Here is a 25,041-nt window from a genome sequence, read left to right on the forward strand (position 1 = left end):
GTTGTGATTGCCGGCGCGCGGTGAAAGGGTGCGCGCGGCGCAGACAGGCAGGAGAGCAGGCATGAAACGTGTGGAACTGGGGCAATCGGGAATCGAGGTGAGCGCGATGTGCCTTGGGTCGATGACATGGGGCACGCAGACACCGATAGCCGAGGCCCATGCCCAGATCGAACATGCGCTGGCCGCCGGCGTCGATTTCATCGACACCGCGCATATGTATCCGGTGAACCCGGTCTCGGCGGGAACGCTGGGTCGCACCGAGGAGATCATCGGCGACTGGTTCGAAAAATCCGGGCGGCGGGGCGAGGTGGTGATCGCGACGAAGCACCTGGGAGAAGGGTCCGGCGTGGTCGAGGGCGGGACGCCGATGATTTCTTCGGACACGATCCCCGAGGCCGTAGAGGGCAGCCTGACGCGGCTGAAAACCGACGTGATCGACCTTTACCAGCTGCACTGGCCCAATCGCGGCTCCTATCATTTCCGCAGGAACTGGCGCTTCGATCCGCGTGGGCAGGACCGGGACGCGACCGAGCAACATATCGCGGACGTGATGGGGGCGCTGCAACGCGAGGTCGAGAAGGGCCGTATCCGCGCCTTCGGGCTGTCGAACGAAAGCGCCTGGGGCACCTGCCAGTGGCTGGCCGCGGCCGCGCGCGGGCAGGGGCCGCGCGTTGTGGCGATGCAGAACGAATATTCGCTCCTGTGCCGTCTTTACGATACCGACATGGCCGAGCTGGGCCATAACGAGCGCGTCACGCTGCTGGCGTTTTCACCGCTGGCGACCGGGCTTCTGAGCGGCAAGTACCAGGATGGCGCGGTGCCCGGTGGATCGCGCATGGCCGTGGCCGGGGCGACCGGCGGCACGACCGACCTGGGCGGGCGGGTGACCGCGCGGGTGTTCCCTGCGGTCGCGGCCTACCTGGAGATCGCGCGGCGCCACGGGATTGACCCGGTGCACATGGCGCTGGCCTTTGTCATGCAGCGGCCCTTTCCGGCGATCCCGATCTTCGGGGCGACGACGCTGGCACAGCTGGATCATGCGCTGGGGGCGGCCGGAGTGACGCTGTCTGACGACGTGCTGGACGAGATCGACGCGGCCCACCGGGCCCATCCGATGCCGTATTGAGCAGGGCCTACCAGGCGTCGGCATAGCGCGGGCCGGGCGTGGCCGGGCCGGCGGTGGCGAATGCGCGATCGATGGCCGCGCGCGTCTCGGCCGGGTCGATCACCGCGTCGAACTCCAGCAGGCTGGCAGCGTTTAGGGCCTTGCCGCGCTCGTAAAGCTCATCCACGAGGCGTTGGTATTCTGCCTCGCGCGCCTTCGGGTCCCCGATCGCGGCAAGATGTGCCCGGTGGCCCAGTTTCACCGCCCCTTCCAGCCCCATCGCGCCCACCTCGCCGGTGGGCCAGGCGCAGCAGAAATGCGGCCGGTCGAAGCCGCCACCGGCCATCGCCATGGCGCCCAGCCCATAGGCCTTGCGCAGGATCACGGTGACCAGCGGCTGGCCGAAATGCGCACCGGCGAGGAAAAGACGCGAAATATGCGCAACCTGGCCGGTTTCCTCGATCGCGGGGCCGACCATGAAGCCCGGCGTGTCGCAGAGCGTGACCACCGGCACCCCCCAGGCATCGCAGAGCTGCAGGAACCGCGCGCCCTTGTCGCCCGCCGCGGCGTCGATCGCGCCGCCCAGGTGCAGCGGGTTGTTGGCCAGAAGCCCCACGGCGCGGCCCCTTATGCGGGCAAAGCCCGTGATCATGCCCGCGCCGAAGCCCGCGCGCAGTTCCAGGAAGCTGTCCTTGTCCGCCAGCGCCCGGATGGCGGCGCGCATGTCATAGGCGCGGGTGCGGTCGGCGGGCACGATCCGGCGCAGCGCTTTGTCCTCGCCCTGGCCCTGCGCGCCCGTCTCGGAGAGGGAAAGCAGCCGCTTGGCTGCCGCAACCGCCTCGGCCTCGTCTTCGCACAGAAGATCGATCACGCCGTTTTTCACCTGCACGTCCGAGGGGCCGATCTCGGTCGGCTTCACCTGGCCCAGGCCGCCGCCTTCGATCATCGCCGGGCCGCCCATGCCGATCCAGCTCTTGCGCGTGGCGATGCGCAGGTCGCAGACGCCGAAGAGCGCGGCATTGCCGGCGAAGCAGAAGCCCGCGACGATGCCGATCTTTGGCCCCCGGTGCGCGGCGAACTGCCGAAACGAGGTGACGTTGAGCCACGCCGCCATTACCCGGGCAACGTCGCCGTCATTGGGTCGCCCGCCGCCGCCCTCGGCAAAGAGCACGATGGGCAGGTTGTCTCGGCTCGCGACCTCGATCAGGCGATCCATCTTGCGGTGATGGTTGAAGCCCTGCGTGCCCGCCATCACCATGTAATCCACCGCCATCGCCGCCACCGGGCGCCCGTTCACCAGCCCCGTGCCGCAGATGATGCCATCGCCTTGGCTGCGGGCCTGAAGCTCGTCCAGCGGTTTCTGTCCGCGCTGCGCGGCGACGGCCAGAGCGCCGTATTCGGTGAAACTGCCCGGGTCGAACAGGTCCGCGATGTTCTCGCGCGCGGTGCGCATGCCTTGCGCGTGGCGTTTCGCCACGGCCTCTGGGCGGGCCGCGTCGGACAGGAGCGCCATGCGGGCCTCGAATTCGTCGAGATCGGGGCGGGCCTCTTCGGTGGGGGCGCTGACGGCGGCGGAGGTCTCGGCGGCGTCCAGCGTCAACAGCGGCTCGCCGCCCTTGAGCTCGTCTCCCGCGGTGACATGCACCGCCGTCACCCGCCCGCCGGTGTCCGTGCGGATGTCGTGTCGCATCTTCATCAGCTCGGTCGAGATCAGCACCGCGCCCGCGGCGACCTCCTGCCCGGGTGTCACATGGATTTCCGCCACGATCGCGGCGCCCTCGGCCCTGATGATTGTCACGCGGCATTCCCCCTTTGACACGGGGACGAGTGTGCGAAGCGCCGCGCGGCAATTCAACCGCCCTGATCGCCCGGGCCGCAACGTAAAACGCCCCGGTCCGTGAGAACCGGGGCGCAATGATGCGTAGGGCGGGCTTAAGCCCGCCTTACCTTACCCGATGGCGGCGGCCTTCACGTCATCGTCGATGAAGGGCACGTATTGTTCGAAATTGTCGGCGAACATGCCCACCAGCTTCGCCGCGGCGGCGTCATAGGCTTCCTTGTCGGCCCAGGTCGAGCGCGGATCGAGCAGGGCGGCATCCACGCCGGTGACGGTCACCGGCACGTCGAAGCCGAAATTCGGATCCTTGCGGAAGGTCGCCTCGTTCAGCGAGCCGTCGAGCGCGGCGGTCAGCAGCGCGCGGGTGGCCTGGATCGGCATGCGCGAGCCGGTGCCGTAGGCGCCGCCGGTCCAGCCGGTATTGACCAGCCAGCAGGTGGCGCCGTGCTTGGCGATCTTGTCGCGCAGCAGGTTGCCGTAGACCTCGGGGCGGCGCGGCATGAAGGGGGCGCCGAAGCAGGTCGAGAAGGTGGGTTCCGGCTCGGTCACGCCGCGTTCTGTCCCGGCGACCTTGGCGGTGAAGCCCGAAAGGAAGTGATACATCGCCTGCGCCGGCGTCAGCCGCGCGATCGGGGGCAGCACGCCGAAGGCGTCGCAGGTCAGCATGATCACGTTCTTCGGATGGCCGCCGAGCCCGGTATCGGACGCGTTCGAGATATAGTTCAGCGGATAGGCGCAGCGCATGTTGGCCGTCAGGCTGTCATCGTCGAAGTCGAGTTCCTTGGTCTCTTCGTTGTAGACCATGTTCTCGATCACCGTGCCGAACTTCGACGTGGTGGCATAGATTTCCGGTTCGGCCTCGGGGTCGAGGCCGATGGTCTTGGCATAGCAGCCGCCTTCGAAGTTGAAGGTGCCGCGTTCCGACCAGCCATGTTCATCGTCGCCGATCAGCGTACGGGCCGGATCGGCCGAAAGCGTCGTCTTGCCGGTGCCCGACAGGCCGAAGAACACCGCGGTATCGACCGGGTTGCCGGTGGCATGGTTGGCCGAGCAGTGCATCGGCATCACGCCTTTTTCCGGCAGCAGGTAGTTCAGCAGGGTAAAGACCGATTTCTTGTTCTCGCCCGCATATTCCGTGCCGCCGATCAGGATCATCTTGCGATCGAAGTTCATCGCGATCACGGTTTCGCTGCGGCAGCCGTGCTTGGCCGGGTCGGCCTGGAAGCTGGGGCAGTTGATCACCGTGAAATCGGCGATGAACCCGTCCAGCGCCGAGCGGTCGGGCCGGCGCAGCAGGTGGCGGATGAACAGGTTGTGCCAGGCCAGTTCCGTGACCATGCGCACGTTGATCGCATGGGCCGGGTCCGCGCCGCCGATCAGGTCCTGCACGTAATAGTCGCGGCCCTTCATGTGGGCGATCATGTCGTCGTAAAGCGCGTCAAAGCCCTCGGGGCTCATCTCGGCGTTGTTTTCCCACCAGATCGTGTCGGCCACGCTGTCGGTCTTGACCACGTGCTTGTCCTTGGGCGAGCGGCCGGTGAACTTGCCGGTGGACACGAGGAACGTGCCACCATTGCCCAGGTGGCCTTCGCCGGCCTTCAGGGCCGCCTCGATCAGGGCAGGCTCCATGAGGTTGTAATAGACATTGCCCAGCCCATCGATGCCTTGATCTTCAAGCTGGAAATTCGGGTTCACCCGTCCAAATGTCATGTTTCGTCGCTCCTTGCGTGCCTGCGCCTGACTGGGCCGTTCCTTTTCCGGGCGGAGCGGAAAGCTGGCCGCCCTGTGGCCCGAGACGGGCCGGATAGTGCGCCTCTTAACATGGCAGTTCGGGACAGGAACAGGACGCTTTGGCGCAGTTAGCGCAACCACGCCGACGTTAGCGCCACCAATTTCCGATCCGAAACCCAATGTGAGGCAAATTAGCCATTGTTAAGACATTTTGGGCCCAAAATGAGTCGGAATGCCCGGCTGATTCGCAGTTAGGGATTGATTGTAAAGGCCAAAACGGCGATTGTGCCTGAAAAAAACAGGCATAAAGAGCATTAGAAGGATTTCGGACATGTCGAAAATCGCCCTTGTGGACGATGACAGGAACATCCTGACATCGGTGGCCATGACCCTTGAGGCAGAGGGTTTCGAGGTCGAGACTTATCATGATGGCCAGCAGGCGCTGGACGCGTTTAACAAGAAACTTCCCGACATGGCGGTGCTGGACATCAAGATGCCGCGCATGGACGGCATGGACCTGCTACAGCGGCTTCGGCAGAAGACCTCGATGCCGGTGATTTTCCTGACCTCGAAGGATGACGAGATCGACGAGGTGCTGGGCCTGCGCATGGGCGCCGACGACTACGTGAAAAAGCCGTTTTCCCAAAGGCTTCTGGTGGAACGCATCCGCGCGCTTCTGCGCCGCCAGGACGCGGTGGCCGGCGATATCGTGGGCGATACCGAGGAAACCAAGGTGATGGAACGCGGCGATCTGCGGATGGACCCGCTGCGCCACGCGGTGGCCTGGAAGGGCGAGGACGTGTCGCTGACGGTGACGGAGTTCCTGCTGCTGCAAGCGCTGGCGCAGCGCCCGGGTTTCGTGAAATCCCGCGATCAGCTGATGGACGTGGCCTATGACGACCAGGTTTATGTCGATGACCGCACCATCGACAGCCATATCAAGCGCCTGCGCAAGAAGATGCGCAGCGTCGACCCCGAGTTCTCGGCGATTGAGACGCTCTATGGGATCGGCTACCGTTACAACGAAGAATAAAGAAGAATAAGGCCAGAATGGCCCCGGCCGAGAGGTAGAACGTGCGCGACATGGCGCCAGAACGCGACGGTGACATTGTTCTTGGCGACGATTTCGTCGCCCCGAACAGCACGGTCGATGACGAGCTTCGCGTAAGCCGCGAAAAGCGCAGCCTGTTCTCGCTCAAGAGTTCGCCTCTCGCCCGCAAGATCATCATGTTCAACCTGATTGCCCTCAACATCCTTGTTGCGGGCATTCTCTATCTGAACTCGTCACGCGACGGGCTGGCCCAGCAACGCGCCCGCGGGTTGATGAGCGAGGCCGAGCTGATCGCCGACGTGTTCGAGGCGCAGATGCCCAGCGGCGCGCCGGTGAACCTGGCCACCGGTGACGGGCTGGATGTGCGCGGCACGCTCGACGGGCTCGATATGCGCCGCGGTGTGCAGGCCTTCGTCTTCGACACCACCGGCAACCTGATCGGCACGGTGGGCGGGCGTGGCATTGAATCCTCGCTTGAAAACTCGGGCGCCGAGGACAGCAAGACAATCCTGACCGACGGGCTCAGCTGGCTTTGGGACCGGCTGTCGATCCTGTTTACCGGCAAGCCGCCGGTCCGGCCGCTGATCGCGGTCGAGGACCAGGCCCGGCAACTGGTGCCCGCCACGCTGGCGCAGGGCTCGCAGGTGGCGCCGGGCAGCCAGGGCGAGGGCCGCGTCTTTACCGTGGCGACCCCGGTGAAACAGAACGGCCGTACCGTCGCGGTGGTGGCGCTTGCCGCCACCTCGGGCGAGATCGACAAGCTGGTCCGCGTCGAACGCGAACGCGTGCTGCAGATGTTCATCGTCGGCACGCTGGTGTCGATCGGGCTCAGCCTGGTGCTGGCCTCGACCATCGCCAACCCGCTGTCGGACCTGGCCGCCGCTGCCGAGATCGGCCGCGACCGCGACAACCGCAAGCGCGGCCCCGGCCGCATCCGCATCCCCGACCTGACGGCGCGCCCCGACGAGGTGGGCCGGCTTTCGGGCGCGTTGCGGGGCATGGTCAGCGCGCTTTACGACCGGATCGACAGCAACGAACAATTCGCCGCCGACGTCGCGCATGAAATCAAGAACCCGCTGGCCAGCCTGCGCAGCGCCGTGGGCAGCCTGCGCATGGTCAAGAAGGAAGAGCAGCGCGAGAAACTGCTCGACGTGATCGAGCATGACGTGCGCCGCCTGGACCGCCTTGTCAGTGACATCTCGAATGCGTCGCGCCTCGACAGCGAGCTGGTCAAGGAAGAGCAGGAGAGCTTCGACCTGCTGAAGATGCTGGGCAATATCTGCCAGTTCCTGGGTGAAGACGCCAAGAAGAAGGGTGTCGATTTCATCACTGACCTGCCGCAGAACCCGATCGTCATCAACGGGCTCGAGGCGCGGCTGGCGCAGGTCTTCGTCAACCTGATCACCAACGCGATCTCGTTCTGCGAAGACGGCGACGCGATCCGCGTCTGGGCCCGCCAGCGCGAAAACCGCGTGCTCGTCGTGGTCGAGGATACCGGCCCCGGCATTCCCGAACAGGCGCTGACCAAGATTTTTAAGCGCTTCTACTCGGAACGGCCCGAAGGCCAGTTCGGCAACAACTCGGGCCTGGGGCTCGCGATTTCCAAGCAGATCGTCGAGGCGCATGACGGCGTGATCTGGGCCGAGAACATCCGCCCCACCGATGCCGACATCACCTCGGATCCACTCGGCGCGCGCTTCGTCGTCGGTCTGCCGGTCTGATCCATGCCTGCGCCGGGCTCGGACGTCTCGGATATCCTTCATGCCAGCTGCGTTGCCCATCATGGCCGCGGTGTCCTGATCCTGGGCGCCGCCGGGCGTGGCAAATCGGCCCTCGCCCTCGACCTGATGAGCCGCGGCGCGGAGCTGGTCGCCGATGACCGGGTGATCGTGACCCGGCGGGGCGAAACCCTGGTCGCCAGCTGCCCGCCCGCCATTTCCGGCCGGATCGAGGCGCGCTTCGTCGGCATCCTTGCCGCCCGGCCGGCGCCGCCTGTCCCGCTTGCGCTGGTCGTGGATCTGGACCGTGAAGAACCCGAGCGCCTGCCCCCGCGCCGGGCCACGAATCTGCTGGGCCTGCCGCTGCCGTTGGTTCACAATGCCGGGATGCCGCATTTACCGGCCGCGATTTTGCAATATCTTTTGGCGGGACGAACCGATTGATCCCCTTGCCCCACCCGGAGCCCCGATGACCGCAGACGTGCCAGCAAGCCTTCCCGCCGCCGCCACCGCGCGCTGCGTGCTGGTGACCGGTCCCTCGGGCGCGGGGCGCTCAACCGCCATTCGCGTGCTCGAAGACCTCGGATACGAGGCAATCGACAACCTGCCGCTGACGCTGTTGCCGCGCCTGCTGGAAGGCCCCGGGCGCGATCGCCCGCTGGCGCTGGGCATCGATGCGCGCAACCGCGATTTTTCGACCAACGGCCTGATCGAAATGATCGACACCATGGGCGAGCTGACCGGTGGCCCGCTCGAACTGCTCTATCTCGACAGCCGCGAAGACGTGCTTTTGCGCCGGTTTTCCGAAACCCGCCGCCGCCATCCGCTGGCCCCGGCCGAAAGCCCGGGCCAGGGAATCGCGCGCGAGTTTGACCTGCTGGTGCCGATCCGCGCCCGTGCCGATGTGCTGATCGACACCTCCGAGCTGACCCCGCACGAACTGCGCGCCGAGGTGGAGCGCTGGTTCTCGGCCGATCCGGCGCACCAGCTGGCCGTGTCGGTCAACTCGTTTTCCTACAAGCGCGGCGTGCCCCGCGGCATCGACATGGTGTTCGATTGCCGCTTCCTGCAAAACCCCTATTGGGAGCCCGCCCTGCGCGGCATGAACGGCCAAGATGGCGCCGTGGCCGACTACGTGGCCCGCGATCCGCGCTTCGCCCCCTTCTTCGAGCGGGTGGCCGACCTGGTGCAGATGCTGCTGCCGGCCTACTCAGAAGAGGGCAAGGCCTATCTCTCGATCGGGTTCGGATGCACCGGCGGGCAGCACAGGTCGGTAACGATGGCCGAAAAGCTCGCCAAGGCCCTTGCAGAGGCAGGCTGGCAGGTGTCAATTAGGCACCGCGAACTGGAGCGGCGCAACGGCGCGCCGGCGCGGCCCTGAGGTGGCGCGCATGAAGCGAGGAGAGCAACCGGCGTGATCGGGATCGTAATCGTGGCGCATGGCGGCCTGGCCCAGGAATACCTGGCCGCGGTCGAACACGTGGTCGGCCCGCAGAAAGGCGTGCGTACCGTCGCCATCGCCGCCGATTGCGACCGCGCCGCCAAGCAGGCCGAGATCTGCAACGCCGCCGACGCGGTAGACCGCGGCGACGGGGTTGTCGTGGTGGTCGACATGTTCGGCGGCTCGCCCTCGAACCTGTCGCTGATGGCCTGCGCGCACGAGAACCGACGCATCCTCTACGGCGCCAATCTGCCCATGCTGATCAAGCTCGCGAAATCCCGCCACCTTTCCGTGCCCGAAGCCGTGCGCTTGGCCATGGATGCCGGTCGCAAGTATATAGACAGCCAGACCATTTCCGCCGAGTAGCGAGGCCCCATGTCCGACACCACCCTGCGCAAGCTGCAGATCATCAATGAAAAGGGCCTGCACGCCCGCGCCTCGGCCAAGCTGGTCGAGGTGGTCGAGGGCTTTGACGCCCATGCCGAGATTTCCAAGGACGGGATGAGCGCCGGAGGCGACAGCATCATGGGCCTTTTGATGTTGGCAGCACCGAAAGGAAGCTCTATTGACGTGCAAACGTCGGGGCCCGACGCCGAAGCCCTGGCCGATGCGATCGAAGCGCTGGTCGCCGACCGGTTCGGAGAAGAAAACTGAGGGTGCCGCGTTTCCGCGGCGTTTTCGCAAAACACGGGGTTTGGCCAAGTTGGCAGATCACACCCAGGACAAGCCCGACACGTTCGGAAAGGTGACTGCGCCCGCGCAGGCCCCCGCGCCCGAACCGCCTATGCAGCATGACCGGCGCTCACTGACCTATGCCAATTCTTTCGACAGCCCGCTGCAGGGCACGGTCATCCGCATGATCGAATGGCTGACAGGCAAGATCAGCATCATCCGCATGGTGCGCGAGTTCGAACGCCGCGGCGCGCCACGCGGCCAGGCCTTCTGGCACGCCGCGCTCGACGTGATGGGCATCCGGCTCGAAACGCCGCAGGAGCAACTCGACCGGATTCCGCGCGAAGGGCCCGTGGTGGTGGTCGCCAACCATCCGCACGGGCTGACCGACGGGATGATCCTGGCCGACCTGATTGGCCGGGCCCGCCCCGACTACAAGATTCTCACCCGCGCGCTTCTGACCGGGATCGACGAGGTCGCCTCGTCCTACATGATCCCGGTGCCGTTTCCGTACGAGGATGACGCCCAGCGCAAATTCGTGGAAATGCGCGGCAGGGCAATGGAGCACCTCAAGCATGGCGGGCTGGTCACGCTGTTTCCATCCGGTGTCGTCGCCTCGTCGGACACGATGTTCGGCCCGGCGGTCGAACGCGAATGGAACGTGTTCACCGCCCAGATGATCCGCCGCTCGGGTGCGCAGGTCGTGCCGGTGCGCTTCACCGGCGCTAATTCACGCGCTTACCAGATCGCCAACCGTATCTCGGCCACCCTCCGCCAGGGGTTGCTGCTGCACGAGATCGTGCACAGCTGCAACAAGCCGCAGGCGCCGATCGTCGGCCACCCGATCCCCGCGGACCGGCTCGAAATGGTCAAGACGGATCCGCGCGGTTTCATGGCCTGGCTGCGCGAGCATACCCTTTCGCTTGAAAATTGATGCTGGAAGCGAGGGGCCAGCCCCTCGCGCTCCCCGGGATATTTCCGGCAAGATGAAGTAACGGGACATTAACCAAATTGGACCAAGGTCACCCTGCGGTACAGGAGGGGACGCCGATGACCGCGCAAGGTGAAGGCCCCTCGTCGTTTGGCGGGGGGCTGACTTTTTCCTGACGATGGCCCTTCATCTTGCCCCAAATATCCCGGGGGTCTGGGGGGCTGGCCCCCAGGGCCTGCGTGGCCTGAACGCAATCGAACCTGTGCGCGGCAGCGCTCCGGAGGGTCAGCGCGTCGGCACGGGTATGTCGCCCCGATAGTCATAGAACCCACGGCCCGTCTTGCGGCCGAGCCAGCCGGCCTCGACATATTTCGTCAGGAGCGGGCAGGGGCGGTACTTGGTATCGGCCAGCCCGTCATGCAGCACGTGCATGATCGACAGGCAGGTATCCAATCCGATGAAATCCGCCAGTTCCAGCGGCCCCATCGGGTGGTTTGCGCCAAGCTTCATCGCCGAGTCGATCGAGGCGACGTTGCCGACGCCTTCATAGAGCGTGTAGCAGGCCTCGTTGATCATCGGGATCAGGATGCGGTTGACGATGAAGGCCGGGAAGTCCTCGGCGCTGGCAGCGGTCTTGTCGAGTTTCTCGACCACGGCAAGGCAGGTTTTGTAGGTGGCTTCATCGGTGGCGATGCCGCGGATCAGCTCCACCAGCTTCATCAGGGGCACGGGGTTCATGAAATGGAACCCCATGAACTTTTCGGGCCGGTCGGTATGCGTGGCTAGCCGCGTGATCGAGATCGACGACGTGTTCGAGGTTACGATCGTTTCGGGGCGCAGGTGAGGCACCAGGTTTTCGAGGATCTTGTTCTTGATGTCTTCGTTCTCGGTGGCGGATTCGATCACGAGGTCGCTGTCGCCGACGTCGGCCATGTCCAGGGTTGGCTTGATCCGGGCCAGTGCCTCGGCAACCGTGTCCTCGCCGATCAGGCCGCGGCCCGCCTGCCGGCCCAGGTTCTTCTCGATGCGGGCCAGCGCGGCGTCCAGCGCGTCCTGGCTCAGATCGTTCAGTGCCACGTCATAACCGGCCAGCGCCATGACATGGGCAATGCCGTTGCCCATCTGGCCCGCGCCGATCACGCCCACTTTCTTTATGTCCATCGCCCATCGCCCCGCTTGCTCTGATGGATTGACAATAGGCGCGGGCGGGGCGGCAGGGCAAGGGCGCGGAACACCTAAAAGTCGTGTCGATTTGGGGCATTAGCGAAATGGCAAGACATTGGCGCGATTCTTTCCCCGGGTGAGACAGAAACTGGTGGGTATCATGACCTTCGAAAAGATGGGGGCGCCGGCCCTCGACTATGCGCCATGTCATTATGGCAAGAGCAAGCTGAGCTTTCGCGGGCCGAGGCGGGACCTGTCGGGCGAATACGTGGCCTTTCTCGGCGGAAGCGAGACCTATGGCAAGTTCATCGCCGAACCGTTTCCGGCCATCGTCGAGGCCGAAACCGGGCTGACCTGCGTGAATTTCGGGATCAACAATGCCGGGATCGACGTTTTCCTGAATGATGCGACCATGTTGCGCGTGGCCGAGCGGGCGCAGTTCTGCGTGGTGCAGGTGCTCGGCGCGAACAAGCTCAACAACCGCTATTACGCCGTGCATCCGCGGCGCAACGACCGCTTCATCAAAGCCTCGCACCTGATGCAGACCATCTTTCGCGAGGTGGATTTCACCGAGTTCCATTTCACGCGCCACATGCTGGGTGCGTTGGCCACCATCGCGCCCGAGCGCTTCCGGCTGGTCATCGACGAGGTGCAGCAGGCCTGGCTGGCGCGGATGGAGATGCTGTTGGCGCGCATCGACGGGCGCGCGATCCTGCCGTGTTTCGCCGATCATGCGCCCGAGGAAAAAATTCATGACGGCGCGCTCGAAACCGATCCTTTCGGCATCGAGCGCTGGATGATCGAGAAGCTGCGCGGGCGCGTCGCGCAAGTGGTCGAGGTCGCCGCCAGCCCCGCGGCGCTGGCCAGGGGCACCGAGGGGATGATCTTCGGGGACATGGACGAACCGGCCGCGCGCGGCATGCTGAACCCCGCCGCACATGACGAGGCCGCGGGCGCGGTTGTGGCCGCGCTGGCCGAATTGCTGGACTGAAAGGAAAAGGCCCGCCGTTTCGGGCGGGCCTTCATGAAATCGCGATGCGCGGGCCGGGCCCGCCCATCATATCAGAGTTTCTCGATCAGTTCAGGCACGGCCTGGAACAGGTCGGCGACAAGGCCGTAATCGGCGACCTGGAAGATCGGCGCCTCCTCGTCCTTGTTGATCGCGACGATGATCTTCGAGTCCTTCATGCCCGCAAGGTGCTGAATGGCGCCCGAGATGCCCACGGCGACGTAAAGCTCGGGGGCGACCACCTTGCCGGTCTGGCCCACCTGCCAGTCGTTCGGGGCATAGCCCGAGTCGACAGCGGCACGCGAGGCGCCGACGGCGGCGCCCAGCTTGTCGGCCAGTTGCTCGATCAGCTTGAAATCATCTTCCGAGCCGACGCCGCGGCCACCCGACACGACGATACCGGCGCTGGTCAGTTCGGGACGATCGCTTGCCGCGACCTTGTCCTCGACCCATTCGGAAAGGCCGGGATTGTCGGCAGCGCCGATGGTCTCGACCGCGGCCGAGCCACCCTCACCGGCGGCGTCGAAGGTCGACGTGCGGAAAGTGATGACCTTTTTCGCATCCTTCGATTTCACCGTCTGGATCGCGTTGCCGGCATAGATCGGGCGTTCGAACGTGTCGGCATCGACCACGCCCGAGGCATCCGAGATCACCATCACGTCCAGCAGCGCGGCCACGCGCGGCATCACGTTCTTGGCATCGGTGGTGGCGGGGGCGACGATGTGATCATAGTCGCCGGCCAGCGACACGATCAGCGCGGCGGTCGGTTCGGCCAGGCGGTGGCCCAGGCTGGCGTCTTCTGCGACCAGCACTTTCGACACGCCGTCGATCTTGGCGGCGGCGTCGCCCGCGGCGGCGGCCGAGGCTCCGGCGCACAGAACGGTCACGTCGCCCAGCGCCTTCGCGGCGGTCACGGCCTTGGCGGTGGCGTCCATCGCCAGTTCGCCGTCATTCACTTCTCCGAGCAGCAGAACAGCCATTACACGATCCCCTTCTCTTTGAGTTTGGCCACGAGCGTATCGACATCGGGCACGATCTCGCCGGCCTGGCGGGCCTCGGGCTCGGTCGTCTTGACCACTTCGAGGCGGGGCGAGGCGTCGACGCCGTAATCGGCGGCGGTTTTCTCATCCAGCGGCTTTTTCTTGGCCTTCATGATGTTGGGCAGCGAGGCATAGCGCGGCTCATTGAGGCGCAGGTCGACAGTGACGATCGTGGGCATGTTCACCTTGATCGTCTGCAGGCCGCCATCGACTTCGCGGGTGACAACGGCCTTGTCGCCGTCGATATTCACCTTCGAGGCGAAGGTCGCCTGGCTCCAGCCCAGGAGTGCCGAAAGCATCTGGCCAGTGGCGTTCATGTCGTTGTCGATCGCCTGCTTGCCGGCAAGCACGAGGCCCGGCTGCTCTTCCTCGACCACCTTGGCCAGGATCTTGGCGACGGCCAGCGGTTCGATGTCCTGGTGCACGTCATCGGCGGCAACCACCAGGATTGCGCGGTCGGCGCCCATGGCCAGCGCGGTACGCAGGGTTTCCTGCGCCTGCTTCACGCCGATCGACACGGCCACGACCTCTTCGGCCTTGCCGGCCTCTTTCAGGCGGATCGCCTCTTCCACGGCGATCTCGTCGAAGGGGTTCATCGACATTTTCACATTCGCAAGATCGACACCCGATCCGTCCGCCTTGACGCGAACCTTCACGTTGTAGTCGATCACGCGTTTGACGGGCACAAGCACCTTCATCTGCGGTATCTCCTTCAGCTCAAAGACATCGCCTGCAAGGCGATTCCAGTTCTCCCGGTCCTGTTACAGGCTTGGGCCCGCGCAAAACAGGGCAAAATCGTCACGTTAGCGCCATCCGACGTCGCGTTTTGCGGTTTTGCCCGCAATTCTTTGCGCAAATGTTTCAAGCTGCCGTTGGAGCAGGCCGCGCGCCCCCGCGGCGCCCCGCCCACCCACCCGCGCCACGGGCGCGCGCGGCCACCGCAGCCGGCCGGCGTGGATGCCAGCGGGGCATGAGTATTTTTGCCATGAAAGAGCGGCGGGGCCGGTTCAGCGGTTCGCGCCGGGCACCCAGAGCACATCATCGCGGCCATCGTCATTGGCGACGCGGGCCGCGACGAAGAACCAGTCGGAAAGGCGGTTGAGGTATTTCACCGCCGCCGCGTTCACGTCCTCGACCCCGGCAAGCTCGACCGAGAGCCGTTCGGCTCGCCGCGCCACCGTGCGGCACAGGTGCAGGTGCGCGGCCAGCGGCGTGCCGCCGGGCAGGATGAAGCTGCGCAGCGGCTCCAGCGCCTCGTTCATGGCGTCGATCTCGGTTTCCAGACGTTCGACCTGGGCGTCGGCCATGCGCAGCGGCGGGTAGTCGGCCTCGGCATCGCGCTCCATGTCGGGCCGGCAAAGATCGGCGCCGAGATCGAACAGATCGTTCTGGATGCGGCTCAGCGCCTCGTCGAAATCATCGTCCTCGACGTAAAGACGCGCCAGGCCCAGCGTCGAGTTCAGCTCATCCACCGTGCCATAGGCGGTGACGCGCAGATCATGCTTGACCCGACGCGAGCCATCGCCCAGCGCGGTATCGCCGCCATCGCCGGTGCGGGTATAGATTTTCGACAGAACGACCATGATTTCAGCCTCCGGACCGGATCCAGACAAACAGCAGGATAAGTGCAATCGCCACCGCCTGCGCGATGATGCGGTAGCGCATGATGCGGTTGGCGTGCTTGCGGTTGAAATCACCGCCCTTGGCAAAGCCGCCGACGCCGATCATCAGGATGAACAGCACGGCAATACAGGCAATCGCCACAACCCAGAACAGGGGATCGTCAGCCATAATCGGCTCCTTTTTCGTCGCTTGCGCCACATCTAGTGACTTGGGCCGCGAAAGCGAAGGGGCGAATTGCCCTAGCCCTTGGATATCAGCCAGTCCAGCGCACGTGTCGGCAGTATACGGCGCGCCGTGCCCATCAGATGAGTCGCGGTGGTGACATAGTAGCGCGGGCGCGGGCGGCGTGCCTCCAGCGCGTGGGCCAGTTTCTTCGTCACCGCCGCCGGCGGCAGTTCGAACGTGTCGAGATCGCGTTCCTCGTAAAGCCGCTTCAGCAGGTTGTCGCGGTATTGCTCGGCGCGCGGGCTGGCCTCCCAGTCGATCCAGCGTTCGAAATGCGGGATCGAGTTCTCGCGGATCTTCGAGGTGATCGGCCCGGGTTCCAGCGTGATCACGTGGATGCCGGTGCCGCGCATTTCCAGCCGCAGAACATCTGTCAGCCCTTCGAGTGCGAACTTGCTGGCAACATAGGCGCCGCGCCAGCGCATCGGCACGATACCCAGCACCGAAGAGCAGTTGACGATCCGCCCCGCCCCCTGCGCCCGCATCACCGGGATCGCCCAGCGGGTCAGTTCGTGCACGCCGAACAGGTTGGTTTCGAAGATCGACCGCAGCGCATCGGTGGGCAGGTCCTCGGTCGCGCCGGGGATGGCGAAGGCGCCGTTGTTGTAAAGCGCGTCCAGCTTTCCGTCGGTGGCCTCGAGCACCTCGGCAAGCCCATTGTGGATGCTTTCAGTGTCTGCGTAATCGATGCGCGGGGCCTCGAACCCTTCGTCGCGCATCCGGTCGCAATCAGCCGCCTGCCGGCACGAGGCGAAGACGCGCCAGCCGCGTTCACGCATGCCCTGCGCAGCGTCGTATCCGATGCCGCTTGAGCATCCGGTGATGAGAATTGTCTTGCCGCCCATGCTGGTCTTGCCCTCTGCGCGTGATGCCTGCGCCGGCAGGAGCTATGCCAAAACGCGGCGCGCGGCAATCGCGAAGCGCGGGCCGGGTGCTCAGTTCGCCGCGGTCAGGAGGAAATCCGCCATCCAGCCGATGCGCCCGGTCTCTTCGACCTGCAGCTTGACCCAGCCGTCGCCGATATCGTCCAGCACTTCCACCCTCGCACCGCGCACCAGCTTGTCCACCACGTTGTAATCGGTGCCGGGGCCGCCACGCAGGTTCACGCGGGTGCCGGTAACCTCGCGGATATCGGCTCCGCTCACGTTCTTGTCTTCTTGCGTGTCCTGCACAACCCGGGTGGGTGTATCTGTGACAGTCTCGGCTGGGCGTTCGACCTCATGCACGCCGCGGACGATGGCGATGGCCAGGTCGGCCTGCTCTTCCGCATTCAGGTGCTCTGCGCCGGGCAGGGCCGGTTCGGTCAGCCGCGCCACCTTTTCGGTGCGCGCCAGCGCGACGGCCACGCCGCGTCCGGTGCTGTCCGGGTTGGAGAAGCTGAGTTTCAGGCGCCTGGGCCGGTCTGAAATCACCTGGGCCGCGTCGGGGTTGGCCGAGGCCAGAACAATCTGGTCATTCTCGCTGCCCTGCGGTTGGATGGCTTGTTTCAGGGCGCGCCCGGTCTCGCGGGCGATGGTTTCACGCTGCACATCGGCGGCCGCGCGCTCGGCCATCACGGCCTGGCGCGATCCGTCGCGCGGCGCATAATCCGCGCCACCGCTGAGCTCGTAAAACGCCCAGCCCATGAATGCAAAAGTCACCAGTATAAAGCGCCACATCGCGCAGACCCCCGTTCACCACACCCAGTTAATGCAACTTCTCCTTTATACACGATTCGCTCGATCGCGCAGGGGGGAAGCGCACAGGTTTTTTCCCTGATGCACGGATGCACCAAACGGCCGCGTCGGACCAGTCCGGAAAACCCGACCCGCGCCGCGCTTATCGCGCTTGATGGCGAGTCACCGGCCCTATATGACGGGGGCATGAGCGATTTGGTGGACGATCCCGACATCCCGATGCAGGCGGTTTCCGAACCGCTGCGCCGGGCCATTGGCGACCGCTACCTGACCTATGCGCTCTCGACCATCATGCACCGCGCGCTGCCGGATGCACGCGACGGCCTGAAACCCGTGCATCGCCGCATCCTTTACGCGATGAGCCGCCTGCGGCTGAATTCCACCGGTGGTTTCCTCAAATCGGCCAAGATTTCCGGCGACACGATGGGCGATTTCCACCCCCATGGCGATGCCGCGATCTATGACGCAATGGCGCGGTTGGCTCAGGATTTCGCGGTGCGCTACCCGCTCGTCGACGGGCAGGGGAACTTCGGCAATATCGACGGCGATAATCCCGCCGCCAGCCGCTATACCGAGGCGCGGATGACCGCCTTTGCCGAGGCGATGCTGGAAGGGCTGGCCGAGAACGCGGTCGATTTCCGGCCCAACTATGATGGCCGGCTGGAAGAGCCCGCGGTTCTGCCTGCGCAGTTCCCGAACCTTCTGGCCAATGGCGCGGCGGGCATCGCCGTGGGCATGGCCACCAACATACCGCCGCACAATATCGACGAGTTGATCGGCGCCTGCCTGCACCTGATCAAGACGCCTGACGCGCGCGACGACACGCTGCTGAACTACGTGCCCGGCCCCGATTTCCCCACCGGCGGCGTGATCGTCGAACCGAAGGACAGCATCGCCCAGGCCTATCGCACCGGTCGCGGCGCCTTCCGCCTGCGCTGCAAATGGGAGGTCGAGGACCTTGGCCGCGGCCAGTGGCAGATCGTCGTCACCGAGATCCCCTACCAGGTGCAGAAATCCAAGCTGATCGAGAAGATCGCCGAACTAATCCAGACAAAGAAGGTGCCGATCCTCGCCGATGTGCGGGACGAGAGCGCCGACGACATCCGCGTCATCCTCGAGCCGCGTTCCAAGAACGTGGACCCGGATGTCCTGATGAACATGATGTTCCGCAATTCCGACCTGGAAGTGCGGTTCAGCCTGAACATGAACGTGCTGATCGACGGCGTCACGCCCAAGGTCTGCAGCATGAAGGAAGTGCTGCGCGCCTTCCTCGATTTCCGGCGCGAGGTGCTGATCCGCCGCTCCAAGCACCGCATGGCCAAAATCGACAACCGGCTCGAGGTGCTGCAGGGCCTGATCACTGCCTTCCTGAACCTTGACCGGGTGATCGACATCATCCGCTACGATGACGATCCCAAGGCCGCGCTGATGTACGAGGACTGGTCGCGCCCGAACCAGGAGACGATCACCCGCGCCACGGACGAAACCACCTATGTCTCGCCGCTGGCCGGCGTCGATGTGTCCACGCTCAGCCTCGTTGCCGACGAAGACGCGCTGGCCACCGGCGTTCTGTCCGAGAGCGATGACGGCACCCGCGCCATCCCGCACAGCTTTGCGGGCCGCGAAAACGGATTGTCGGACGTGCAGGCCGAGGCGATCCTCAACATGCGCCTGCGCAGCCTGCGGCGGCTCGAGGAAGAGGCGCTGATCAAGGAACGCGACGCGCTGATGGAAGAGCGCGCCGATCTCGAAGACCTGCTGGAAGACGAAACCCTGCAATGGGATCGCATTAGCGACGAGCTGAAAGAGGTGCGCAAGAAATTCGGCCGCACCCACGAGATCGGCGAGCGCCGTACCCAGTTCGCCGAGGCGGCCGAGGTCGAGGACGTGCCGCTGGAAGCGATGATCGAGCGCGAACCGATCACCGTGGTCTGCTCGAAAATGGGCTGGATCCGCGCGATGTCGGGCCATATCGACCTGACCCGCGAGCTGAAATACAAGGACGGCGACGAAGGCCGCTTCGTCTTCCACGCCGAAACCACCGACAAGCTGATCCTGATGGGGTCGAACGGGCGGTTCTACACGCTCAGCGCCGCCAACCTGCCGGGCGGGCGCGGCATGGGCGAACCCCTGCGCCTGATGGTCGATCTGCCGAACGAGGCCGAGATCGTCACGCTGTTCATCCATCGCCCGGGCGAGAAACTGATCGTCGCCAGCGCGGCGGGCAACGGCTTTGTCGTGCCCGAGGACGAGGTCGTGGCCCAGACCCGCAGCGGCAAGCAGGTGCTGAACGTGAAAGACACGGTCGCCGCCGTGTGCAAGCCGGTCAGCGGCGATCACGTGGCGATCTGTTCGCAGAACGGCAAGTTCCTGGTCTTCCCGCTAGCCGAACTGCCCGAGATGGGCCGCGGCAAGGGCGTGCGCCTGCAGAAATACAACCAGGCCCGCGGCCGCCAGGGATCGCTCGAGCTCGATGGCGGGCTGGCCGATCTGACCACCTTCACCTGGGCCGAGGGGCTCAGCTGGGAAATGGGCGGCGGCAAGACCCGGCACGAACCCGACTTGAGCGAATGGCTGGGCAAACGCGCCGGCGTCGGCAAGCGCCCGCCCTATGGCTTCCCCAAGGATTACAAGTTCGGCTGAGAAAGGGCGTGGATCGGCAAGGAGCGGTTTCGAGCCTGCTTGAACCGATGCTGCCATAACTCACACGCCATGAAAGGCCTTTATCCCTGGCCGTTATTGGCCGGCAGAGGCTACCCCGCCGTGTCCGGATTGACCGGCGTCAATGCGCCCATCTCCAGTCACGGGCAGTTTTCCCGTCATGGATGCGAGAAGCGGCCCTTACTTCATGGGGCGCGTGAGGGGGTGCCGATGTCAACGGACGCACAGACCAACCGCAATGCCGACTTTGCACAGGCACTGGGGCTCTTCGTTCTGGGCTTTGGCCTCTTCATGTTCTGCCGCCGCAGTGATTTCCTGCCGATGATTCCCGCAATGATCATCGTTGCGCCGATCTTCATCCTTCGGTTCAGCCGCGTGCTTCCGGCCGGCCGCTCGATCCTTTTCACGATCCTTGGTTTCGTGGCGGCCTTCAACATCGCGCTCTGGGGCATTTTCGACATGGGCGATCCTGTAATGAGCCTGGTTTTCAACGTGGTCCGCTCAACCATCATCGCGCTCTACTATGCGTTGCCCTACGTTATTGACCGGCTCGTCACGCCCCGGCTGGGCAACCGGCTTTTCGCAACGCTCGTCTTTCCCGCAGCGATGACCGCGTCGATGTTCCTGTCGTCACTTCCGCCGCCCATCGATGGAACCGCGGCCAAGAACGTCTTTGCCACGGCCCCGCTGCCATTGCTGCAGATCTACGCGCTGGCCGGCCTCTGGGGCTTCGTGTTCCTCTGGTCCTGGCTGGCCGCCTGCGTCAACCATGCCTGGGAAAACGGTTTCCGGCTTCGGCCGACTGTCGCGGCCGGGCTGGCCTTTGTCGTGGTCGCGGGCGGGCTCTTTGCCTGGGGCAGCCTGCGGATCGTGAACGCGCCGGATATCCCGACGGTCAAGGTGGCCGCGGTCGTGATGCCGGCCGAGGTGGGCGGCCCGGAATCGATGGTTCAGGTGTTCGAGGAACGCATGACCTCGCCCTATGAGGCAACGATGGGCCATATCCGCGCCATGACCGCCGAGGCCGCGGCCAACGGGGCAGAGATCGTCGCGTTCAACGAGTTCGCCATCGTCATCACCGAAGCGAACCATGAAGCCGCCCGCGCGGAATTCGCGAAGATCGCGGCGGATAACGGCGTCTGGCTGGCGCTGCCCTATGGCTGGGTCCCGCAAACCGGCAAGGGCGCGAACCGTCACCTGCTTCTTGACGATACCGGCACGGTCCAGGCCGATTACCAGAAACGCTTCCTGCTGGGTTTCGGCGATTTCGGTGAAAACGCCGTGTTCGCTAAAGGCGCCGAGATCATACAGACCGCCGACAGCCCCTACGGGCGCATTGCCCTGTCGATCTGCCGGGACATGAGCTTTCCGGATTTCGCGCGACAGGCCGGCAATGCCGGTGCCGACATCATGCTGACCGGTTCGCACGAATTTCCCAAGGGCATAACGCTCAACGATCCCTACCGGGCCGTCGAGAACGGCTTCACTCATATCCGCCCGACCTATGATGGCATCACCTATGCCATAGATCCCTACGGCCATGTGCTGGCCCAGATGAACCTGGGAACTGGCAAGCCCGGCATCATGTATGTCGACGTGCCGACCAAAGGCGCGCGGACTCTCTATGCCCGTTTCGGCGATTGGCTGGGTTGGGTGTCGATGGCCCTGGTTGTCTTGTTCGCTGCGGGTGCGGTGTTGTTCGGGCGAAGCGGGGACCGGGCCGTCGCGGGCAGACCTGTGGCGTAATATCGGCTACGTCGCCGGTTGCGCTTTGGTGGCGCGCCTCACGCCAGGTATTTCCGGAACCACGCGATTGTCCGCTCCCAGGCCAGCTCCGCCGCCGCCTCGTCATAGCGTGGCGTGCTGTCATTGTGGAAACCGTGGTTCACGCCGGGGTAGATATGCGCCTCGTATGTCACCCCGGCAGCATCGAGCGCCGCCTTGTAAGCCGGCCAGCCCGCGTTGATCCGTTCATCCAGCTCGGCATAGTGCAGGAGGATCGGCGCCTGGATCCGCGGCGCGTCTTCGGCCGCGGCCTGCCGGCCGTAAAACGGCACGGCCGCGCCCAGGTCGGGAAAGGCCACCGCCGCCGCGTTGGCCACGCCCCCGCCATAGCAGAAGCCGGTAATGCCAATCTTGTCAGTGGTGAAATCGGCGGCCTTGAGCCAGTCGACGGCGGCGAAAAAGTCGTTCATCAGCTTCACCCGGTCGACGGTTTTCTGCAGTGCGCGGCCTTCGTCGTCATTGCCGGGATAGCCACCCACCGATGTCAGGCCGTCGGGCGCCAGCGCCACGAACCCCGCCTTGGCCACGCGCCGCGCCACGTCCTCGATATAGGGGTTAAGGCCGCGGTTCTCGTGCACCACCACGACACCCGGCACCGGCCCCGTCGCGCCGGTGGGTTTCACCAGGTAACCGCGCACCTCGCCATGCCCGTCCGGGGACGGGTAGGTGACGTATTCCGGCAGGATGTCGGGATCGGTGAATTTCACCTGCTCGGCCAGCGCGTAATTCGGGCCCATCGCCGCCAGGATCGCGGGCGCCGTCATCCCGGCCACCGCGAATTTGCCCGCGCGGTCCAAGAACTCGCGCTTGGTGATCATCCCGTGGGCGTAGAAATCGTAAAGCTCCAGAATCTCGGGGGCAAAGTCCTTGGCGGTCAGGCGTGTCATGGCGTCCTCCCTTGGATGCGGTGCGCCAGAGTAGCATTGTGCCCGGGCGCCGCGCTTCACGTTTTCGGGATTTGGGCGGGACCGTGCGCCGCATTAACCTTAACGCGCGTTAACCCGGACGGTTTTGCCCGGCAGCCGGATGTCAGTCGGGGGGTGCACGCGTGTCACCCCCCGGTTTTCGACCGTGCGGTGGCGTTTACGAAACCGGTTCCGAGGTCAGCCAGACCCCGCCTTCGGGACGCAATGTCAGGATCATCACCGGCTTCGGGCTGCGCCCCGGAACCAGGTGGAACCGCCGCCGCGACAACAGCGTCGCCAGCACGATCACCGCCTCCTGAAGGGCGAAGCTGGCGCCGATGCAGATGCGCGGGCCATCCCCGAACGGTAGATAGGCATAGCGCTCTATCCCCTTGCGATCCTTAAATCTTTCGGGGCGGAAGGCATCCGGATCGTCCCACAGAAGCTGGTTGCGATGCAGCGCGTAGATCGGGATCATCACCGTGTCGCCGGGCAGCACCTCGCGCCCGCACAGCTCGTCGCGCGCCTGCGCCGTGCGCGAGATGATGCCGGCCGGCGGGTAAAGCCGCAGCGTCTCGTCTACGATCATCCGGATAAAGGGAAGCGAGTCCAGATCGTTGGCCGTTGCCACTCGCCCCTGCAAAACGGCCTGCGCCTCGGCCCGCGCCCGGTCCTGCACCTCCTGGTCGAAGGCGCAGAGGTAGAGCGCCCAGCTCAGCGTGAGAGCTGTGGTTTCATGGCCCGCAACGATGAAGGTCAGCAAGTTGTCACGCAGCTCGGACGTGTTCATTTTCCGTTTGGTTTCAGGGTCTTCTCCCTCCAAAAGCAGGTCGAGAAGATCCGGGATCGCGCCCGGCCCGGTACTGCGGCGGGCCTCGACCGCCGTGTCGGCCAGCGCCTTCATGTCGCGCACGGGACGCCCTGAGAATACCCGGCCCGGCCGCGGCACCCAGTCAGGCAGGCCGAGGATGTCGAAGAGCGACATGCGTCCGGCCGCGTCGATATAGGCGTCGATGGCTTCATGCACCTCTTCCGCGTCGAATTGCGAGCCTTCGGAAAACGTCACGCTTCCAATTACTTCGAAGGTCGCGCGCACCATTTCCTCGTACATGTCGACAGCGCGTTTGTCCGCTGCTTCGATCCGCGCCAGGCTGTGCTCGGCCGCGGCCGACATCACCGGGGCCAGGTTGGTCACATTGCGATGCGAAAAGGCCGGCGCCGCCGCGCGGCGCTGCCAGCGCCAATGCGCCCCCTCGGCGATAAAGAGCGAGTCGCCGATCGCCGGTTTCAGCAGGTTTTTCGTAACCAGCGATTTCGGGTAATTGTCGATGTTTTCCAGAAGCATGCGGCGGATCGCGCCAGGGTCCATCACCATGTGCCAGCGCTTGGCGGTGCGTCCCGACACCATCGGCTGGCGCACAGCGATCGCGGGCAGGATTTCCAGCAGGTTGCGCCGCGCGGCATTGAGGCTGCCAAGTATCCCCATCGGCCGCGTGACCAGCGGCACATGCACCGGCAGTTCGACCGTGTTCATCTGACCCTCCGCTCAGGTAACCTGATGTTAACATAGGCACGGCTATGGTTCTCGCCAATGGTGCAAGGATCATTGCGCCCGTTTTCGCGCTGGGGTATCCCCGCAGGGACGCGAAACCGGAGACTGCCTGAATGATCCGCAAATTTGTCCTGCTTTTTTCGCTGGCCATTCTGGCGGCCTGCACGAATATCAATGATCTTGATGAACCGCCGGTGGATCTCGGCAATTTCCGTCTGGGCCACAATATCGCTGTCGCTCCCAAGATGACCAAGGGGCCGTTTTCGCGCGAGGCCACCGAGGAAGAATGGATCGCCGCGATGACAGCGGCGGTCGATGAACGGTTCGGTCGCTACGAGGGCGAAAAGCTCTACCATTTCGGTATCAGCATCGAAGGCTATGTCCTGGCCCAGCCGGGTATCCCGTTGGTCGCCAGCCCGAAATCGATCCTGGTCATCAACCTGACTGTCTGGGACGATGCCGCCGGCAAGAAGCTCAACGACGAGGTCAAGCAGATCACCGTGCTCGAGAACCTCGGTGGCGACAGCCTGATCGGTTCGGGTTATACCAAGACGCGCGAGGAACAGATGCAGCAGCTCAGCCGGATCGCGGTCAAGGAAATCCAGCGGTATCTGGTGCGCCAGCAGAGCGAAGAAGGCTGGTTTAAGGACTGATCGCAGCCTCACGGGTACCCGCTTCCGGGCCACGCGGCACCCCGTGGCAAGAGAGCCTTGATTTCCTCTGGCTAACCAAATAAATGCCGCGCGGAGTGAAACCAGGTCCACCGGGCCACAAGCAAGGGGCGCCAACGCGATGGCAAAGGAAAAGTTTGAACGCACGAAACCGCACGTGAACATCGGGACTGTTGGTCACGTTGACCACGGCAAGACGACGCTGACGGCTGCGATCACGAAGTATTTCGGTGACTTCAAGGCC

Annotated in this window: 24 protein-coding genes; 13 read left to right on the plus strand and 11 right to left on the minus strand. The window is 64.8% G+C overall.

Features of this window, described 5'->3' with window-relative positions; all coding sequences use genetic code 11:
- Positions 1 to 61: 61 nt before the first annotated feature.
- Positions 62 to 1,126, plus strand: coding sequence for an aldo/keto reductase (locus E0501_RS00805; RefSeq protein ID WP_137699459.1), 1,065 nt, complete (start codon positions 62 to 64; stop codon positions 1,124 to 1,126).
- Between the two features lie 7 nt (positions 1,127 to 1,133).
- On the opposite strand, the gene E0501_RS00810 is transcribed toward E0501_RS00805, so the two are convergent.
- Together E0501_RS00810 and E0501_RS00815 are read right to left on the minus strand one after the other, a co-directional pair.
- Positions 1,134 to 2,903, minus strand: a complete 1,770-nt coding sequence (locus E0501_RS00810; protein WP_137699460.1) for a carboxyl transferase domain-containing protein — start codon at positions 2,901 to 2,903, stop codon at positions 1,134 to 1,136.
- Positions 2,904 to 3,053: 150 nt separating this feature from the next.
- Entirely contained in the window at positions 3,054 to 4,652 is a 1,599-nt protein-coding gene (locus tag E0501_RS00815; RefSeq protein ID WP_137699461.1) for a phosphoenolpyruvate carboxykinase, read from the minus strand.
- A 352-nt stretch (positions 4,653 to 5,004) separates the two neighbouring features.
- Here E0501_RS00815 and E0501_RS00820 point away from each other — a divergent pair, with 352 nt between their 5' ends.
- The 7 genes from E0501_RS00820 (at position 5,005) to E0501_RS00850 (ending at position 10,489) form a co-directional block, all read left to right on the plus strand.
- Positions 5,005 to 5,706 carry a response regulator transcription factor gene (locus E0501_RS00820; protein ID WP_137699462.1) on the plus strand — a complete coding sequence of 234 codons (702 nt, stop codon included), beginning with the start codon at positions 5,005 to 5,007 and terminating at the stop codon, positions 5,704 to 5,706.
- A 50-nt stretch (positions 5,707 to 5,756) separates the two neighbouring features.
- A complete protein-coding gene (locus E0501_RS00825) occupies positions 5,757 to 7,445 on the plus strand; it encodes a sensor histidine kinase (RefSeq protein ID WP_137699463.1) in 1,689 nt (562 codons plus the stop codon).
- Between the two features lie 3 nt (positions 7,446 to 7,448).
- Positions 7,449 to 7,886: an HPr kinase/phosphorylase gene (locus E0501_RS00830; protein ID WP_137699464.1), complete on the plus strand. Its 438-nt coding sequence runs from the start codon at positions 7,449 to 7,451 to the stop codon at positions 7,884 to 7,886.
- A 25-nt stretch (positions 7,887 to 7,911) separates the two neighbouring features.
- Positions 7,912 to 8,823, plus strand: coding sequence for an RNase adapter RapZ (gene rapZ, locus E0501_RS00835; RefSeq protein WP_137699465.1), 912 nt, complete (start codon positions 7,912 to 7,914; stop codon positions 8,821 to 8,823).
- A 33-nt stretch (positions 8,824 to 8,856) separates the two neighbouring features.
- Positions 8,857 to 9,249, plus strand: a complete 393-nt coding sequence (locus E0501_RS00840; RefSeq protein WP_137699466.1) for a PTS sugar transporter subunit IIA — start codon at positions 8,857 to 8,859, stop codon at positions 9,247 to 9,249.
- Between the two features lie 9 nt (positions 9,250 to 9,258).
- Positions 9,259 to 9,537, plus strand: a complete 279-nt coding sequence (locus E0501_RS00845; RefSeq protein ID WP_137699467.1) for an HPr family phosphocarrier protein — start codon at positions 9,259 to 9,261, stop codon at positions 9,535 to 9,537.
- Between the two features lie 130 nt (positions 9,538 to 9,667).
- Positions 9,668 to 10,489 carry a lysophospholipid acyltransferase family protein gene (locus tag E0501_RS00850; RefSeq protein WP_137700798.1) on the plus strand — a complete coding sequence of 274 codons (822 nt, stop codon included), beginning with the start codon at positions 9,668 to 9,670 and terminating at the stop codon, positions 10,487 to 10,489.
- Positions 10,490 to 10,771: 282 nt separating this feature from the next.
- Here E0501_RS00850 and E0501_RS00855 read toward each other — a convergent pair whose 3' ends face one another.
- Positions 10,772 to 11,647, minus strand: a complete 876-nt coding sequence (locus E0501_RS00855) for a 3-hydroxybutyryl-CoA dehydrogenase (protein ID WP_137699468.1) — start codon at positions 11,645 to 11,647, stop codon at positions 10,772 to 10,774.
- A 139-nt stretch (positions 11,648 to 11,786) separates the two neighbouring features.
- On the opposite strand from E0501_RS00855, the gene E0501_RS00860 reads away from it, so the two are divergent.
- On the plus strand, positions 11,787 to 12,641 hold the full coding sequence (locus E0501_RS00860; RefSeq protein ID WP_235857718.1) for a DUF6473 family protein: 855 nt from the start codon (positions 11,787 to 11,789) through the stop codon (positions 12,639 to 12,641).
- 71 nt (positions 12,642 to 12,712) lie between these two features.
- Here E0501_RS00860 and E0501_RS00865 read toward each other — a convergent pair whose 3' ends face one another.
- The 6 genes from E0501_RS00865 to E0501_RS00890 all read right to left on the minus strand — a co-directional run bounded on the left by E0501_RS00865 (position 12,713) and on the right by E0501_RS00890 (position 17,205).
- Positions 12,713 to 13,639 carry an electron transfer flavoprotein subunit alpha/FixB family protein gene (locus E0501_RS00865; protein WP_137699469.1) on the minus strand — a complete coding sequence of 309 codons (927 nt, stop codon included), beginning with the start codon at positions 13,637 to 13,639 and terminating at the stop codon, positions 12,713 to 12,715.
- Positions 13,639 to 14,397 carry an electron transfer flavoprotein subunit beta/FixA family protein gene (locus tag E0501_RS00870; RefSeq protein ID WP_137699470.1) on the minus strand — a complete coding sequence of 253 codons (759 nt, stop codon included), beginning with the start codon at positions 14,395 to 14,397 and terminating at the stop codon, positions 13,639 to 13,641. The genes E0501_RS00865 and E0501_RS00870 overlap by 1 nt, the downstream gene beginning before the upstream one ends.
- Positions 14,398 to 14,706: 309 nt before the next feature.
- Positions 14,707 to 15,282 carry a cob(I)yrinic acid a,c-diamide adenosyltransferase gene (locus E0501_RS00875; protein WP_137699471.1) on the minus strand — a complete coding sequence of 192 codons (576 nt, stop codon included), beginning with the start codon at positions 15,280 to 15,282 and terminating at the stop codon, positions 14,707 to 14,709.
- Positions 15,283 to 15,286: 4 nt separating this feature from the next.
- Positions 15,287 to 15,490, minus strand: coding sequence for a twin transmembrane helix small protein (locus E0501_RS00880; protein ID WP_137699472.1), 204 nt, complete (start codon positions 15,488 to 15,490; stop codon positions 15,287 to 15,289).
- Between the two features lie 71 nt (positions 15,491 to 15,561).
- Entirely contained in the window at positions 15,562 to 16,392 is an 831-nt protein-coding gene (locus E0501_RS00885) for an SDR family NAD(P)-dependent oxidoreductase (protein WP_137699473.1), read from the minus strand.
- Between the two features lie 90 nt (positions 16,393 to 16,482).
- Positions 16,483 to 17,205: an SH3 domain-containing protein gene (locus E0501_RS00890; protein ID WP_161594521.1), complete on the minus strand. Its 723-nt coding sequence runs from the start codon at positions 17,203 to 17,205 to the stop codon at positions 16,483 to 16,485.
- Between the two features lie 204 nt (positions 17,206 to 17,409).
- Here E0501_RS00890 and E0501_RS00895 point away from each other — a divergent pair, with 204 nt between their 5' ends.
- Positions 17,410 to 19,866, plus strand: coding sequence for a DNA topoisomerase IV subunit A (locus E0501_RS00895; protein WP_137699475.1), 2,457 nt, complete (start codon positions 17,410 to 17,412; stop codon positions 19,864 to 19,866).
- A gap of 228 nt (positions 19,867 to 20,094) precedes the next feature.
- A complete protein-coding gene (locus E0501_RS00900) occupies positions 20,095 to 21,630 on the plus strand; it encodes a carbon-nitrogen hydrolase family protein (protein ID WP_161594522.1) in 1,536 nt (511 codons plus the stop codon).
- 38 nt (positions 21,631 to 21,668) lie between these two features.
- On the opposite strand, the gene yghX is transcribed toward E0501_RS00900, so the two are convergent.
- Together yghX and E0501_RS00910 are read right to left on the minus strand one after the other, a co-directional pair.
- Positions 21,669 to 22,556 (minus strand): YghX family hydrolase, encoded by an 888-nt coding sequence (gene yghX / locus E0501_RS00905; protein WP_137699477.1) that lies wholly within the window; start codon positions 22,554 to 22,556, stop codon positions 21,669 to 21,671.
- A gap of 196 nt (positions 22,557 to 22,752) precedes the next feature.
- Positions 22,753 to 24,108, minus strand: coding sequence for a cytochrome P450 (locus tag E0501_RS00910; protein WP_235857719.1), 1,356 nt, complete (start codon positions 24,106 to 24,108; stop codon positions 22,753 to 22,755).
- Between the two features lie 131 nt (positions 24,109 to 24,239).
- Between E0501_RS00910 and E0501_RS00915 the strand changes: the two genes are divergently transcribed.
- Positions 24,240 to 24,779 carry a hypothetical protein gene (locus E0501_RS00915; protein ID WP_137699478.1) on the plus strand — a complete coding sequence of 180 codons (540 nt, stop codon included), beginning with the start codon at positions 24,240 to 24,242 and terminating at the stop codon, positions 24,777 to 24,779.
- Between the two features lie 139 nt (positions 24,780 to 24,918).
- Positions 24,919 to 25,041: GTP-binding protein (locus E0501_RS00920; RefSeq protein ID WP_235857778.1), on the plus strand; the 123-nt coding region annotated here is incomplete at its 3' end.

Origin of the sequence: Marimonas lutisalis, assembly GCF_005434965.1 — a bacterium.
GTDB lineage: Bacteria > Pseudomonadota > Alphaproteobacteria > Rhodobacterales > Rhodobacteraceae > Marimonas_A > Marimonas_A lutisalis.

Bases quoted from the DNA above. Each gene is read 5' to 3' on its own strand.
- E0501_RS00865 (WP_137699469.1), bottom strand. From the start codon at position 13,639: ATGGCTGTTCTGCTGCTCGGAGAAGTGAATGACGGCGAACTGGCGATG.
- E0501_RS00915 (WP_137699478.1), top strand. From the start codon at position 24,240: ATGATCCGCAAATTTGTCCTGCTTTTTTCGCTGGCCATTCTGGCGGCC.
- E0501_RS00870 (WP_137699470.1), bottom strand. From the start codon at position 14,397: ATGAAGGTGCTTGTGCCCGTCAAACGCGTGATCGACTACAACGTGAAG.
- E0501_RS00830 (WP_137699464.1), top strand. From the start codon at position 7,449: ATGCCTGCGCCGGGCTCGGACGTCTCGGATATCCTTCATGCCAGCTGC.
- E0501_RS00910 (WP_235857719.1), bottom strand. From the start codon at position 24,108: ATGAACACGGTCGAACTGCCGGTGCATGTGCCGCTGGTCACGCGGCCG.
- E0501_RS00885 (WP_137699473.1), bottom strand. From the start codon at position 16,392: ATGGGCGGCAAGACAATTCTCATCACCGGATGCTCAAGCGGCATCGGA.
- E0501_RS00820 (WP_137699462.1), top strand. From the start codon at position 5,005: ATGTCGAAAATCGCCCTTGTGGACGATGACAGGAACATCCTGACATCG.
- E0501_RS00815 (WP_137699461.1), bottom strand. From the start codon at position 4,652: ATGACATTTGGACGGGTGAACCCGAATTTCCAGCTTGAAGATCAAGGC.
- E0501_RS00900 (WP_161594522.1), top strand. From the start codon at position 20,095: ATGTCAACGGACGCACAGACCAACCGCAATGCCGACTTTGCACAGGCA.
- E0501_RS00880 (WP_137699472.1), bottom strand. From the start codon at position 15,490: ATGGCTGACGATCCCCTGTTCTGGGTTGTGGCGATTGCCTGTATTGCC.
- E0501_RS00890 (WP_161594521.1), bottom strand. From the start codon at position 17,205: ATGTGGCGCTTTATACTGGTGACTTTTGCATTCATGGGCTGGGCGTTT.
- E0501_RS00875 (WP_137699471.1), bottom strand. From the start codon at position 15,282: ATGGTCGTTCTGTCGAAAATCTATACCCGCACCGGCGATGGCGGCGAT.
- E0501_RS00895 (WP_137699475.1), top strand. From the start codon at position 17,410: ATGAGCGATTTGGTGGACGATCCCGACATCCCGATGCAGGCGGTTTCC.
- E0501_RS00845 (WP_137699467.1), top strand. From the start codon at position 9,259: ATGTCCGACACCACCCTGCGCAAGCTGCAGATCATCAATGAAAAGGGC.
- E0501_RS00850 (WP_137700798.1), top strand. From the start codon at position 9,668: ATGCAGCATGACCGGCGCTCACTGACCTATGCCAATTCTTTCGACAGC.
- rapZ (WP_137699465.1), top strand. From the start codon at position 7,912: ATGACCGCAGACGTGCCAGCAAGCCTTCCCGCCGCCGCCACCGCGCGC.
- E0501_RS00805 (WP_137699459.1), top strand. From the start codon at position 62: ATGAAACGTGTGGAACTGGGGCAATCGGGAATCGAGGTGAGCGCGATG.
- E0501_RS00855 (WP_137699468.1), bottom strand. From the start codon at position 11,647: ATGGACATAAAGAAAGTGGGCGTGATCGGCGCGGGCCAGATGGGCAAC.
- yghX (WP_137699477.1), bottom strand. From the start codon at position 22,556: ATGACACGCCTGACCGCCAAGGACTTTGCCCCCGAGATTCTGGAGCTT.
- E0501_RS00825 (WP_137699463.1), top strand. From the start codon at position 5,757: ATGGCGCCAGAACGCGACGGTGACATTGTTCTTGGCGACGATTTCGTC.